At 41.5% G+C, this 14,706-nt stretch carries 9 protein-coding genes; 1 reads left to right on the top strand and 8 read right to left on the bottom strand.

All coding sequences use genetic code 11. From position 1 onward, the window contains the following. Nucleotides 1–10: 10 nt before the first annotated feature. On the bottom strand, nucleotides 11–2,524 hold the full coding sequence (locus T543_RS08165) for a beta-mannosidase (RefSeq protein ID WP_035767520.1): 2,514 nt from the start codon (nucleotides 2,522–2,524) through the stop codon (nucleotides 11–13). Nucleotides 2,525–2,784: 260 nt separating this feature from the next. Here T543_RS08165 and T543_RS08160 point away from each other — a divergent pair, with 260 nt between their 5' ends. Beyond that, nucleotides 2,785–3,741, top strand: a complete 957-nt coding sequence (locus tag T543_RS08160) for a 3-hydroxyacyl-CoA dehydrogenase (RefSeq protein WP_035767518.1) — start codon at nucleotides 2,785–2,787, stop codon at nucleotides 3,739–3,741. Nucleotides 3,742–3,821: 80 nt separating this feature from the next. Here the strand turns inward: T543_RS08160 and T543_RS08155 are convergent, their stop codons facing one another. The 7 genes from T543_RS08155 to rpoC form a co-directional block, all read right to left on the bottom strand. Next, nucleotides 3,822–4,325, bottom strand: coding sequence for a shikimate kinase (locus T543_RS08155; protein ID WP_035767516.1), 504 nt, complete (start codon nucleotides 4,323–4,325; stop codon nucleotides 3,822–3,824). Nucleotides 4,326–4,440: 115 nt separating this feature from the next. Beyond that, nucleotides 4,441–6,003 carry a cardiolipin synthase gene (cls, locus tag T543_RS08150; RefSeq protein ID WP_051638631.1) on the bottom strand — a complete coding sequence of 521 codons (1,563 nt, stop codon included), beginning with the start codon at nucleotides 6,001–6,003 and terminating at the stop codon, nucleotides 4,441–4,443. A gap of 169 nt (nucleotides 6,004–6,172) precedes the next feature. Then, on the bottom strand, nucleotides 6,173–7,363 hold the full coding sequence (tuf, locus tag T543_RS08145; RefSeq protein ID WP_035767514.1) for an elongation factor Tu: 1,191 nt from the start codon (nucleotides 7,361–7,363) through the stop codon (nucleotides 6,173–6,175). Between the two features lie 178 nt (nucleotides 7,364–7,541). Continuing rightward, nucleotides 7,542–9,659 carry an elongation factor G gene (gene fusA / locus T543_RS08140; protein ID WP_035767512.1) on the bottom strand — a complete coding sequence of 706 codons (2,118 nt, stop codon included), beginning with the start codon at nucleotides 9,657–9,659 and terminating at the stop codon, nucleotides 7,542–7,544. A gap of 50 nt (nucleotides 9,660–9,709) precedes the next feature. After that, on the bottom strand, nucleotides 9,710–10,180 hold the full coding sequence (gene rpsG, locus T543_RS08135; protein WP_035767510.1) for a 30S ribosomal protein S7: 471 nt from the start codon (nucleotides 10,178–10,180) through the stop codon (nucleotides 9,710–9,712). 204 nt (nucleotides 10,181–10,384) lie between these two features. Then, nucleotides 10,385–10,804 (bottom strand): 30S ribosomal protein S12, encoded by a 420-nt coding sequence (rpsL, locus tag T543_RS08130; protein WP_026493590.1) that lies wholly within the window; start codon nucleotides 10,802–10,804, stop codon nucleotides 10,385–10,387. 167 nt (nucleotides 10,805–10,971) lie between these two features. Then, the gene (gene rpoC, locus T543_RS08125) at nucleotides 10,972–14,667 is read right to left on the bottom strand and encodes a DNA-directed RNA polymerase subunit beta' (RefSeq protein WP_035768245.1); all 3,696 of its coding nucleotides are present in this window, start codon (nucleotides 14,665–14,667) and stop codon (nucleotides 10,972–10,974) included. Between the last annotated feature and the right edge of the window lie 39 nt (nucleotides 14,668–14,706).

The following is a 14,706-nucleotide window of genomic DNA, read 5'->3' as shown; positions in this document are numbered from 1 at the left end:
TTAAGCCTTTTTATCTAATATCATATACGCTTCTGAGTCTGAGTTTAGAAGGATCTCCCTCCAAAACTTCTACCGTAACTTCTCCGGCATTCATATCAAAATAGTTGTCGGAAAGGATGAGGTCTTCATTTTCATTTAAGATTTCAACGCCTCTTGCGTATGCATCAGCGCAGATAGTGATCTTGTTGCCGTTTACTTTGGCAGTAAGACTTGGATTTTCATACTTAAAGTATTTGGGTCTTGTAAATATCACCGTACCGGATGATACTACTTTTCCGTCAACCTCTGCACTAAAGCTTACATAATTGCTGAATCTGTCAGCATCATCAAATGTCACCTTATCTGTCCAAGCTGCTGACAGCGCAGGTACATCGAGTACTTCTTCGCCGCTCCTTATAACTTCTGCGTTAGCTTTTCTAAGCTCCCACTTAACTGTAGCTTTGATGTCTTTTAATGTTTCATTTGAGACATTGAACACAGCTTCCTGTTTGATCTCTCTGGGAAGCCAGTTGAGCTGCCTGTCACTTGTCATCTCTCCTTCTTCCTGGCAGGAAACCATGATCGGAGCAAAAAATCTCTTTTCAGCATAGTGAAGTGCCTTAAGTCTTCCGCAATAGTCTATACTTGACCATGATGCAACAGGCCAGCAGTCATTTAGCTGCCATACAACAGCACCCATGCATCTTCCCCTGTTTCTTCTGAAGTGTTCAACACCATATCTGATGGCATCTGCCTGCAGCATCTGTGAAGCATAGATAACAGTTGAAAAATCTGTGGGATAGAGATATGTCTGCTGCATGTAGTTAAGTATCTTACCGTTTGCAGCGCCGTTTCTCTGATGCTTTTCCATAATATATGAAAAGATATTCTTATCTGCAGGGTCATCTGTTATGGCGTCTATTGTCTTTTCAGCAGGGAAAGACTGGAAGCCAAACTCTGAGAGGAATCTGAAATAGTATTTTCTATACTCAGAAAAAGGCTTGTTCTCATGCCATACTTCCCAGTAATGAACATCACCTCTGTTTTCATCGTTTGGATTGTCAAAACATCCGCCTGATGAGGGTGAAGCCGGCCAGTAGGTAACATAAGGCGCGTATTCTTTCATCATATTAGGAAGTATGTACTCGTACATGATGGTGTAATCTCTTACCTCTGAAGGCTTGGACACCCATACTCTGTAGTTGACGAACATCTCCATTTCGTTGTTTCCGCACATAAGTCCAAGGGATGCATGGTGTCTTAATCTTATGATGTTGTCTACGAATTCAGCCTTGATATTTTTCTCAAACTCAGGTGTAAGGTCATAAACACCGCAGGCAAACATGAAGTCCTGCCATACAAGTATTCCGTATTCATCACAAATATCAAAGAACCAGTCGTCCGGGTAGTAACCACCTCCCCATACGCGGATCGAATTATGATTGGCAAAAACAGCCTTCTTTATAAGTTTTCTTGTTACATCGGGATTAACTCTTCCAAGGAGATGATCCTCCGGAATGTAGTCCGCGCCCATTGAAAAGATCTTTTTACCATTTATGACAAAGCAGAATTCATTGCCCCACTCGTCTTTTTCAGTACTAAGTTCGCATGTGCGAAGACCGATTTTTCTCTCCCATGTATCAAGAAGATCGCCATTTTCATCTTTAAGAGAAACCTTCACTGTATATAAAGGCTGGCTGCCGTATCCATTAGGCCACCAAAGCTTGGGATCCTCTATTTTTATCTGCGAATAATCCTTGGCAAGTTCTATATCTCTTTTGGTTTCAAAGAATCTGTTTCCACTGTAAATATCCATATTTTCAGTGCCGATTTCGGAAACGAGTGCCGTTTTTCCATCGGGAGCTATGATCTCGACATCTGCTGTAAGAGCACCTGCATTTGCTGCATCTGTTACAGAGGGCTTGATCTCCAGAAAAACTTCGGAGTTTTTCTCGTGCCTTTGGCGAACATCTACTGTTTCAAGTCTTGCTTTATCAAAGCAGATAAGAGATACAGGTCTGAAAATACCTGCATCAGGAAGATGAGCGCCCCAATCCCATCCAAACATGCAATGTGCCTTTCTAAGGTGAACAAATCCCGGCATTGCATCATCGGTTCCTTTTGTCGGAGCTTCTTCATAAGCCTTTTCTATGAATTTAGTGGGGGAATGGAAAAGAACCTTGAGTTCATTTTTCTCTTCAAGAAGTTTCTTCACATCAAACTCCCAGGTTCTGTGCATGTTATTAACTGAACCAAGCAGTGTTCCGTTCAATGTAACATCCGCAAGGGTATCAAGTCCGTCAAAATGAAGAAAAGCGTACTCATGACTCTTAGCTTCGCTTGGCATATCAAAGCTGCAAAGGTACTCATAGTCATAGTCCATGAGCTTTAATGCCTTGTCCTCATTGTCCTTAAAAAACGGATCCTCCATCTCCCCTTCTCTTAAGAGATCGGTGTATACCGTTCCGGGCACAACTGCATTAATGATCTTAGAACCTGATACTCTGTGCATCCTCCAGTTTTCATTTAGTTCTTTGTTATACATGGATATCTCCTTTACCTTAAACTAATTAATTTAACTTAATTTAAATGTGCATAATTGCCTTAATCACTTAAAATATATTGCATTGTTTAACGCAGTTCAAGTACTATTTTTGATTAATCATTATTTTTTTATTTCAGATAATTTGGGGTGATATTTTTAAGCGAAATATTTACGAAAGCGGTATCCAGAACGCCTCCTTATAGGTTAAAATATAGATAACTAATAATCGAAAAATTACAAAAAAGGAGGTACTTCAAGAGATGAAAAAAGTAGTTGTTGCAGGTGGTGGTGTCCTTGGAACACAGATTGGTCTTATGTGCGCATATACCGGTCACGACGTTACATTCTGGTTAAGAAGTGAATCTTCAATAGGAAGAACCACTCCAAAACTGGACCATTATAAAAAGGCTATGTTAAATGACCTTGAAGCAGCTAAAAATCTTATCGGCAATCCGGTTGGAAAGCTCATGTATCCTCGCGGTCTTATCAAATCATGGGATGGGATCACAGCTGAAGCAATAGATGATCTGATAAAAGCCGGTGAAAAGAGCATGACTGACAATATCCATATCGAGCTGGATATGAAAAAAGCGGTTGAAGGTGCAGATATTGTCATTGAATCCATGGCTGAGAATCCGGATGCAAAGATAGATGTCTATGAGAAAATGAGGAATCTTTTGGATGAGGATACAATCCTTGTTACCAACTCATCCACTCTTCTTCCCAGCACATTTGCAGAGCACACAGGAAGACCTGCGAAGTATCTTTCTCTTCACTTTGCAAACACTATTTGGAAGAATAACACAGCGGAGGTCATGGGACATCCCGGAACAGATCCTGAAATATATAAGAAGGTTGTGGCTTTTGCTTCTGAGATCAATATGGTTCCGCTTGAACTTCACAAGGAGCAGCCCGGTTATATTCTTAACTCTATGCTGGTGCCTTTCCTTTCGGCAGCGCAGGCTCTTTGGGCAAATGAAGTTGCTGATCCCAAAACAATAGACCTTACATGGCGCCTTGCAACCGGTGCCCCCAAGGGGCCCTTTGAAATTCTTGATATCGTGGGTCTTGAAACAGCCTATAATATCAATCAGATGAAGCCCGATGCACACGATGAGGGCTCCTTGAACAACAGGATTGGTAAGCTGTTAAAAGAAAAAATAGACAAGGGCGAAACCGGCATAAATACCGGCAAAGGATTCTACGATTATAAGTAAACGAATTCAGAGACTTCTCAAATGCGAGGAGTCTCTGTTTTTTATAAACGGATATTTACTTAAAATAAAGTAATTTAAGCTTATTTTCCCAAAGCCTTTAATGTCATCTCAACCACTTCTTCAAGGTTGTGGTTTTTTTCATCTATGGTAATGTCAGCATACCTTTCATAGAGAGTACTTCTCTCATTATAAAGTGATAAAAGAGTCTGACCCTCTCTCATTACCACTCCGCGCTGTTTCACATCAAAAAGGCGCTTGGTAAGTTCCTCCATTCCCACTTTAAGATAAACAATTGTGCCGATATTTTTGTAATGCTCCATCGCCTCTTTTCCGTAAACAACACTTCCTCCGGTAGCGATCACGCACCTTTCTTCTTCAATCTCAGAATTAATTCTGTTCTCGATTTCAATGAAATTTTCTATTCCCTGCTCTTCTATAATCTCAGAAAGCTTTCTTCCTTCACGTTTTTGAATAACAAGGTCTGCATCTAAAAAGCTATATCCGAGTATCTTTGCAAGAACTACACCCATCGTACTTTTTCCTGAAGCGGGCATTCCGATCAAAATAATATTATCTTTTTTCATATATTCCTCTGATTCCCTTTATTTTTCTAATTATCAAGTCCCTTCTGCCCCTTTCAATTTTATTGGGCGTTCAGCGACAATCTACTGTTTAGAATATCCAATCCTATTATCATTTTCACATCAAAGGTGCCACTAGTCTTAACATCATTTGTCCAAATCTAAGGAACCTGCCTCTTCCTGATCTATAGTATTCAGTGACTTCATTGGATACGGCAAACATTTCCTCAAAGTCGTGTTTTATTTCATCAACCACATGACTACCCGCAATAAAACAGCCATTCTCAAAATGATGATACAGGCTTCTATAATCGAGATTTATAGTCCCACAGGTTGCCACGACATCATCGCATACAGACATCTTGGCATGACAAAATCCCGGTGTATACTCAAAGATTCTGACTCCGTTTGATACAAGAACATTGTAATACGATCTGGTCACACTATATACAATCTTTTTATCCGGAATACCCGGTGTGATGATCCTTACGTCCACTCCTCTTCTGGCTGCAAGCGTGAGGGCACTTATCATTTCATCCGTGATAATTAGATATGGCGTTACATACCAGACATAGTCCCGTGCAGAATTGGCTATACTCATATATACGTCTTCTCCAACGTGAATCCTGTCCATTGGGCTATCGGCATAAGGAGCAACAAATCCACTTTCTGATGTCTTATAGTCATAAGGCTTTAAATATCTTTCAAAGCTTGTATCATCGATATCTTTTGCCTTAACGGCATTCCACATCTCCATAAAGGTTATTGTAAGGCTCTTTACAGCATCGCCCTCAATCTTAATCCCGGTATCTTTCCAAAAGCCAAAAGGCTCAGTTAAATGAAAATATTCATTAGCAAGGTTATATCCACCGGTAAATCCCACTTTGCCATCAATTACCGTTATCTTTCTATGATCCCTGTTATTTAAGAATAGATTTAGTCCCGGTGCAAATGGGTTGAAAACCCTGGCATTGATACCAACATTTTTAAGGCGCTTGACAAAGTCTGTATTAACAAAGCCGATACTGCCCATATCGTCATAGAAAACCCTTACCTCTACTCCTTCTTTTACCTTTTCTTCAAGGATTTCCTGTATGCCTTGCCAGCTTTCTGCATCTTCTATGGCATGATACTCCATAAAAATATAGTCTTTGGCTTTTCTTAACTCTTCCTTCTGAGCCTCAAGGCCCTTCATTCCGTCATCATAATACGTTATGTCAGAATTTTCATATACAGGATAGCCAGAATATGCCTTGATATAATGTGCTATATTAGCAGCGTATGGAAAAGTTCCCTTTAACTTTTGCTGCTCTTTTTCATTATCAGGCAAAAGTGGTAAAAGCTTTTTATCTATCTCTTCATACCTTTTTCTCATCTTCTTTGTGCCTTTGTTTTGTCCTACAAGAAGATAGAATGTGAGTCCTGCTACCGGAACAAGGAGTATTAAGAGTATCCAGGGCATTTTTATGGAGGCAGATTCTTTTTTTCCATACAAAGCAAGCACAATAGCAAGAGCAAGCAATGAAAAAGCTACAGAAAACCAAACCATATGCCTGTACATTCTGATTATTATAAGAATGATCAAAAATACTTCTATAGCTATCGACAACACGGCAAATATCATTCTGATAACACCGTTTTTAACATTTGCCATCGTTTCCTTAGTTTTTCCTGAACTCATCCACTTTCCCTCAAATTCTTAGCTCTAATAATCCTACTCAACTTATTATATCATTTCTATTCCAAGCCATAACCTCTATATAGTCTATTAAATAATAAAAACACCCAAATTATGCAAGCATAATTTGGGTGTTATAAATTTACATATTTAGTTCAAACAAGCGTTCAAATTATTCTACGATTGTAGCAACACGGCCTGAACCAACTGTTCTACCACCTTCACGGATAGCGAACTTAAGACCCTGCTCCATAGCGATGGGGTGGATAAGCTCGATGCTCATTGTTACGTGGTCACCAGGCATGCACATTTCTGTACCTTCAGGAAGGTTGCAAACACCTGTAACGTCAGTTGTTCTGAAGTAGAACTGAGGTCTGTAGTTGTTGAAGAAAGGAGTATGACGTCCACCTTCATCCTTTGTAAGAACGTAAACCTCAGCAGTGAACTTCTTGTGGCAAGTTACTGTGCCGGGCTTTGTGATACACTGACCTCTCTGGATACCATCACGGTCTACACCACGAAGAAGAAGACCTACGTTGTCACCAGCTTCGCAGTAATCCATTGTCTTACGAAACATCTCGATACCAGTACATACAGACTTAGCTGTCTCTTCCTTGATACCAACGATTTCGATTTCGTCGTTAAGGTTGAGGTGACCTCTCTCTACACGACCTGTAGCAACTGTTCCACGACCTGTGATTGTGAATACGTCCTCAACAGGCATAAGGAAAGGCTTATCTGTCTCACGAGTAGGTTCAGGGATGTATGAATCAACAGTATCCATAAGTTCCATAACCTTGTCGCCCCACTCAGACTTAGGATCTTCAAGAGCCTTAAGAGCTGAACCACGGATGATCGGAATATCATCTCCAGGGAACTCATACTCAGTAAGAAGGTCTCTGATCTCCATCTCAACGAGATCAAGAAGTTCAGGATCATCAACCATATCGCACTTGTTCATGAATACGATGATGTAAGGAACACCTACCTGACGAGCAAGAAGAACGTGCTCTCTTGTCTGAGCCATAACACCATCAGTAGCAGCAACAACGAGGATTGAACCATCCATCTGAGCTGCACCAGTGATCATGTTCTTTACATAGTCAGCGTGGCCAGGGCAGTCAACGTGTGCGTAGTGTCTTGAAGCTGTCTCATACTCGATGTGAGCAGAGTTGATTGTGATACCACGCTCTTTCTCTTCGGGTGCTTTATCGATCTGATCGAAAGCAACAGCAGGGCTGAAACCTCTGTCAGCAAGAACAGTTGTAATAGCTGCTGTAAGAGTTGTCTTACCATGGTCAACGTGTCCGATTGTACCAATGTTTACATGCGGTTTGCTTCTGTCAAACTTAGCTTTTGCCATTTTTAAATATCCTCCTTAAATAAAAATGTCACTCTAACATTTTTTTTCATAATAACCGACTATATCGATTATATTAGAATCCAGGCTTTAAATCAAGCCTTAAATAGTATAAACAGGGGCTTGTTGTCTTAATTATAATAAATACAGCATCAAGCCCCATTTATATTACATAATTTAATTATGCATTCTTGTTTGAAAGTACCTTCTCCTGAATGTTCTTCGGTACGGGCTCGTACTTTTCAAAGAACATTGAGTAGTTACCACGTCCCTGTGTTCTGGAACGAAGGTCTGTAGCATATCCAAACATCTCAGCAAGCGGAACGTATGCTCTAACGATCTTACCGCCACCAAGGTCATCCATACCTTCAACACGACCACGACGTGAGTTAATGTCACCGATAACATCACCCATGTACTCTTCAGGCATAGTTACTTCAACCTTCATGATAGGCTCAAGAAGTACAGGAGCACCCTTCTGCATAGCTTCTTTGAATGCCATTGATCCGGCAATGTGGAATGCCATTTCTGAAGAATCGACTTCATGATATGATCCGTCGTAAACTGTAGCATGTACACCTACAACAGGGAATCCACCAAGAGTACCGGCCTTCATAGCCTCTTCGATACCTTCACTTACAGGCTGAATGTATTCCTTAGGAATAGCACCACCTACAACTTCGTTATCAAACTGGTAAAGGTTCTCACCGTTTGCATCCATGGGCTCGAAGCGAACTTTACAGTGACCATACTGACCACGTCCACCGGACTGCTTAGCATACTTACTATCTACATCACAAGCCTTTGTAAGAGCTTCACGATATGCAACCTGAGGTGCACCAACGTTAGCTTCTACTTTATACTCTCTGAGCAATCTATCAACGATGATATCAAGGTGAAGCTCACCCATACCAGCGATGATTGTCTGACCAGTTTCTGTATTAGTATGTGCACGGAATGTAGGATCTTCTTCAGCAAGCTTCATAAGAGCTTCATCAAGCTTCTGCTGACCAGCCTTAGTCTTAGGCTCGATAGCAAGCTCGATAACAGGATCCGGGAATTCCATTGACTCGAGGATTACAGGGTTCTTCTCATCACAGAGAGTATCACCTGTAGTTGTATTCTTAAGACCTACTGCTGCAGCGATATCACCTGAATAAACCTTATCAAGGTCAGAACGCTTATCAGCATGCATCTGAAGGATACGTCCAAGTCTTTCCTTATTATCTTTTGTACTGTTAAGTACATATGAACCTGCATTTGCTGTTCCACGATATACACGGAAGAATGCAAGCTTTCCTACGAAAGGATCACTGATGATCTTGAATGCAAGTGCTGCGAACGGGCCATCATCTGTTGACTCGATCTCAACTTCGTTACCATCCATATCAGTTCCGTTTGCAGCAGGGATATCAAGGGGTGAAGGCATGAAGTCTACGATAGCGTCGATAAGCTTCTGGATACCTCTGTTTCTATGTGCAGAACCACAAAGAACAGGGAAAGCCTTACACTCACATGTTGCCTTACGAAGAGCTGCTCTAAGAGCATCCTCTGAAGGCTCGTTACCATCAAGGTATTCCATCATAAGCTCATCATCAAGATCACAGATCTTCTCAACAAGCTCACTATGGTAAAGTTCAGCATCATCCTTAAGATCATCCGGGATATCTGTAACATTGATATCTTCACCCTTATCATCATTGTAGATGTATGCTTTCATCTCAAACAAATCGATTACGCCCTGGAAGTTATCTTCTGCACCGATCGGGATCTCGATCATGATTGCATTCTTCTTAAGACGATTTCTAATCTGCTCAACAGCATTGAAATAATCAGCACCGATGATATCCATCTTGTTGATGAATGCCATACGAGGTACATTAAATCCATCAGCCTGACGCCATACGTTCTCAGACTGAGGCTCAACACCTTCCTTCGCTGAGAAGACACCAACTGCGCCATCAAGTACACGAAGAGATCTCTCTACCTCTACGGTAAAGTCAACGTGTCCAGGAGTGTCGATAATGTTGATACGATGCTCCTGAGCGCCAGCCTTAGTCTTAGCGAACTTCTGAGGTGTCCAATGGCATGTTGTTGCTGCAGATGTGATAGTGATACCACGCTCCTGCTCCTGAGCCATGTAGTCCATGGTAGCAGTACCTTCGTAGGTCTCACCAATCTTGTAGTTAACACCGGTATAGAAAAGTATACGCTCTGTCAATGTGGTCTTACCAGCATCGATGTGAGCCATGATACCAATGTTTCTGGTTCTCTCCAATGGGTATTGTCTTTCAGCCAAAGGTTTATCCTCCTAATAATAATAGATCAGTCTTCCACAAAATTCCGAAATTAGAATCTGTAATGTGAAAATGCCTTGTTTGCTTCTGCCATCTTGTGCATATCTTCTTTTCTCTTTACAGATGCACCTGTGTTGTTGTATGCATCCATAATCTCTGATGCAAGTCTGTCAACCATGGTCTTCTCGCCTCTGCTACGAGAAAATGTTACAAGCCAGCGAAGAGCAAGAGCTTGACGTCTATCCGGACGAACCTCGATCGGTACCTGATATGTAGCACCACCGATACGTCTAGCCTTTACTTCGAGAGCAGGCATGATGTTGTTCATAGCACCCTCGAATACTTCAAGAGCAGGCTTACCTGCTTTCTCTTCTACCTGTGCGAATGCACCATACACGATTTTCTGTGCAACACCCTTCTTACCATCAAGCATTACTGTGTTGATAAGCTTTGTTACAACCTTATTATCGTATAAAGGATCCGCTAATACGTCACGTTTTACAATATGTCCTTTACGCGGCACGGTTCTTCCCTCCTTTAGAATCACAGATGAGTGTCAGTCTTCATCCGTTTACTATAGATCATAGGTACTCACTAATTTTAGTGTACGTGCGGTTTTCTTACTAAATTATCTATATTAGTCTGAATACTGTTTTATTCCGACTATCGTATATATAAGAAATACCAACACTTCTTAAAAATTAGATCTTATTAATAGTTACTTGAATTATTTTGCAGCCTTAGGTCTCTTAGCACCATACTTGGAGCGAGCCTGCTTACGGTCTGCAACACCTGCTGTATCAAGTGTACCACGGATAATGTGATATCTTGTACCAGGCAGGTCCTTAACTCTTCCGCCACGGATAAGAACAACGCTGTGCTCCTGAAGGTTGTGGCCTTCACCGGGAATATAGCTTGTTACTTCGATACCGTTTGAAAGACGTACTCTGGCGATTTTTCTCAGAGCAGAGTTAGGCTTTTTAGGTGTAGCTGTCTTAACAGCTGTGCACACGCCTCTCTTCTGCGGTGATGCAGTATCAATTGCCTTCTTATGAAGAGAATTGAATCCTTTCTGAAGAGCCGGAGCTGTAGACTTCTTCTCAGAAGTCTGACGACCTTTACGAACTAACTGGTTAAATGTTGGCATTCCTTATTCCTCCTATTTTGATATAAAAACATGCATCAAGCGAAAGGGGCTGACATCCCCTCTCGCTTGTCACACACAGTTTAAAAGTATAAATATTAAATTTTCGGTTGTCAAGCATATTTTAGTCTATCACAAGCTTATTTATTAACTTTTAATAAATAGACTAATTATTCTTCATCATCAGCAACTACAAGCTCATCTGCTGTATCATCTGCATCGATGAATTCATCGTCATCATCATATGCTCTCTTCTTAAGGATGAGTTTCTCAGGATCCTTGAAGTTAGCATCTGTATTAAGAGCGGTGTTACGATATCTCTTCATACCTGTACCTGCAGGAATGAGCTTACCGATAATAACATTTTCCTTAAGACCGATAAGAGGATCAACCTTACCCTTAATAGCTGCATCTGTAAGAACCTTTGTTGTTTCCTGGAAGGAAGCAGCTGAAAGGAATGAGTTAGTAGCAAGTGCTGCCTTGGTGATACCAAGGATTACCTGTTTACCTTCAGCAGGTTTCTTACCTTCATTTATAAGTCTTTCATTATCATCCTCAAAATCAAGAACATCTACAAGAGTTCCGGGAAGGAATGATGTGTCACCACTCTCTTCAATACGAACCTTCTTGAGCATCTGACGAACAATAACTTCAATATGCTTATCACAAATATCAACACCCTGAAGTCTGTAAACTCTCTGTACTTCACGGAGAAGGTAATCCTGAACCGCTTTGATACCCTTGATCTTTAACAGATCGTGAGGATTTACACTACCTTCTGTAAGCTCATCACCGGCCTCAATTGTCTCATTATCCTGAACCTTGATTCTTGATCCATAAGGAATAAGGTATGCCTTTGATTCACCTGTCTCATCGTTTGTGACAATAACTTCACGCTTTTTCTTTGTATCTCTGATCTCAACTGTTCCGTCAAGCTCTGAAATGATTGCAAGTCCCTTAGGTTTTCTTGCCTCAAAAAGCTCCTCGACACGGGGAAGACCCTGTGTGATATCGCCACCGGCAACACCACCTGTGTGGAATGTTCTCATTGTAAGCTGTGTACCGGGCTCACCGATAGACTGAGCAGCGATAATACCAACTGTTTCACCTACCTGAACAGGCTCACCTGTTGCCATGTTAGCACCGTAACACTTAGCACAGATACCGATATGTGAACGGCAAGTAAGGATTGTACGAATCTTAACTGCTGTTATAGGCTCGCCCTTACTGTTAATTCCGTCGCTGAGGATTCTCTTTGCACGGCTGGGTGTAATGATATGATTTCTCTTAACGATTACATTTCCATCCTTATCCTTGATATCCTCACATGTATATCTTCCTGTGATACGATCCTCAAGAGGCTCGATCATAGCTTTACCATCTTTGAATTCCTTAACTGTAATTCCGGGAATTGTTGCCTTGCCTTCACTACAGTCAATCTCTCTGATGATAAGTTCCTGCGAAACGTCAACCATTCGACGTGTAAGGTAACCTGAGTCAGCAGTACGAAGAGCAGTATCTGACAGACCCTTACGAGCACCATGAGCTGACATGAAATACTCTAGTACGTCAAGACCTTCACGGAAGTTTGACTTGATAGGAAGTTCGATTGTACGACCTGTTGTATCAGCCATAAGTCCACGCATACCTGCCAGCTGTTTGATCTGCTGGTTACTACCACGGGCACCGGAATCAGCCATCATGTGGATATTATTGTATTTATCAAGACCCTTCAACAGTACATCAGTAAGCTGTTTATCTGTCTCCATCCAAGTTTCAACAACTGAACGATAACGCTCTTCGTCAGTCATAAGACCACGTCTGTAGTTTGCTGCGATCTTATCAACAATAGCCTGAGCTTCATCAAGCATCTGCTGCTTCTGCGGAGGCACTGTCATATCAGCGATAGATACTGTCATCGCTGCTCTGGTTGAATAATGATAACCTGTTGCTTTAATCTTATCCAATACTTCAGCAGCTGCAAATGTACCATGTGTGTTGATCATGTTTGTAACTATCTTCTTAAGCTGTTTCTTACCAACCATAAAGTCGATCTCAAGAAGAAGCTTATTCTCAGGTACAGAACGATCAACAAAACCAAGGTCCTGAGGAATAAACTCATTGAACAGGAATCTACCAAGTGTAGATTCAACTATTCCGGTTATGTCCTCACCATTCTCGTCCTTACGTGTAATACGTATCTTTATACGTGACTGAAGTGTAATGTAATCATTCTCATAAGCAAGGATAGCTTCATCAATGCTCTTAAAGAACTTACCTTCACCCTTAGCACCTTCACGCTCCTGAGTAAGATAGTAAATACCAAGTACCATATCCTGTGTAGGAACGTTTACAGGGCCACCATCTGAAGGCTTAAGCAGGTTGTTAGGAGCAAGCATAAGGAATCTGCTCTCTGCCTGTGCTTCAACTGACAGAGGAAGGTGTACAGCCATCTGGTCACCATCGAAGTCAGCATTGAAAGGTGTACATACAAGCGGGTGAAGCTTGATTGCCTTACCTTCAACAAGGATAGGCTCAAATGCCTGAATACCAAGTCTGTGAAGTGTGGGAGCACGGTTAAGCATTACAGGATGCTCTTTGATTACATCCTCAAGTACGTCCCATACCTGCTCATCAAGTCTCTCAACAAGCTTTTTGGCATTCTTTATATTCTGTGAAATTCCTCTGGAAACGAGCTCTTTCATAACGAAAGGTTTGAAAAGCTCTATAGCCATTTCCTTAGGAAGTCCACACTGATAAATCTTAAGCTCAGGACCAACTACGATAACTGAACGTCCTGAATAGTCAACACGCTTACCAAGAAGATTCTGACGGAAACGACCGCCCTTACCTTTAAGCATGTCTGAAAGTGATTTAAGTGCACGGTTTCCGGGACCTGTAACAGGTCTTCCACGTCTGCCGTTATCAATAAGAGCATCTACTGCTTCCTGGAGCATACGCTTTTCGTTACGAACAATAATGTCCGGAGCGCCAAGATCAAGCAGTCTCTTAAGACGGTTGTTTCTGTTGATGATACGACGGTAGAGATCATTAAGATCTGATGTAGCGAAACGTCCACCGTCAAGCTGTACCATAGGACGAAGATCCGGAGGTATTACCGGTATGCAATCAAGTATCATCCATGAAGGATCATTTCCTGACTCACGGAAAGACTCAACCACTTCTAGTCTCTTGATTATACGCTGCTTCTTCTGTCCACTTGAAGTATCAAGACCTTCCTTAAGTTCCTGATATTCTTCTTCAAGATTAATGCTCATAAGAAGCTCTTTAATAGCTTCTGCACCAATTCCGGCGCGGAATCTTCCGCCCCACTCTTCACGAGCATCCTGGTACTCTTTCTCAGATAAAACCTGCTTGTACTCAAGGTTTGTTTCACCGGGATCAAGTACTATATATGATGCAAAGTAAAGGACCTTCTCCAAAACTCTGGGAGAAAGATCAAGGATAAGACCCATTCTGCTGGGAATTCCTTTGAAATACCAAATGTGTGATACAGGTGCTGCAAGCTCTATGTGACCCATACGTTCACGACGAACACTTGACTTTGTAACTTCAACACCGCATCTGTCACAAATAACGCCTCTGTAACGAATCTTCTTATATTTTCCGCAATGACACTCCCAGTCCTTTGTAGGTCCGAAAATCTTTTCGCAGAAAAGACCATCTCTCTCGGGCTTAAGAGTACGATAATTTATAGTCTCAGGCTTTAATACCTCTCCGTGTGACCATTCTCTGATCTTTTCAGGAGAAGCAAGTCCGATCTTAATAGCATCAAATGTCATCGGCTGATATGCCGGTGCAGCAGTTGTTCTTCCATTGGAAGCATCGTTAATTGCTTTGTTCATTGTAGAATCAGACATTCATAACCTCTTTTCTGTTGTTTA

The sequence above is a fragment of the Butyrivibrio sp. NC2002 genome, from assembly GCF_000702265.1.
Taxonomy (GTDB): domain Bacteria; phylum Bacillota; class Clostridia; order Lachnospirales; family Lachnospiraceae; genus Butyrivibrio.
The sequence above is the reverse complement of the archived record's forward strand: the minus strand, read 5'-3'. Positions and strand labels throughout refer to the sequence as shown.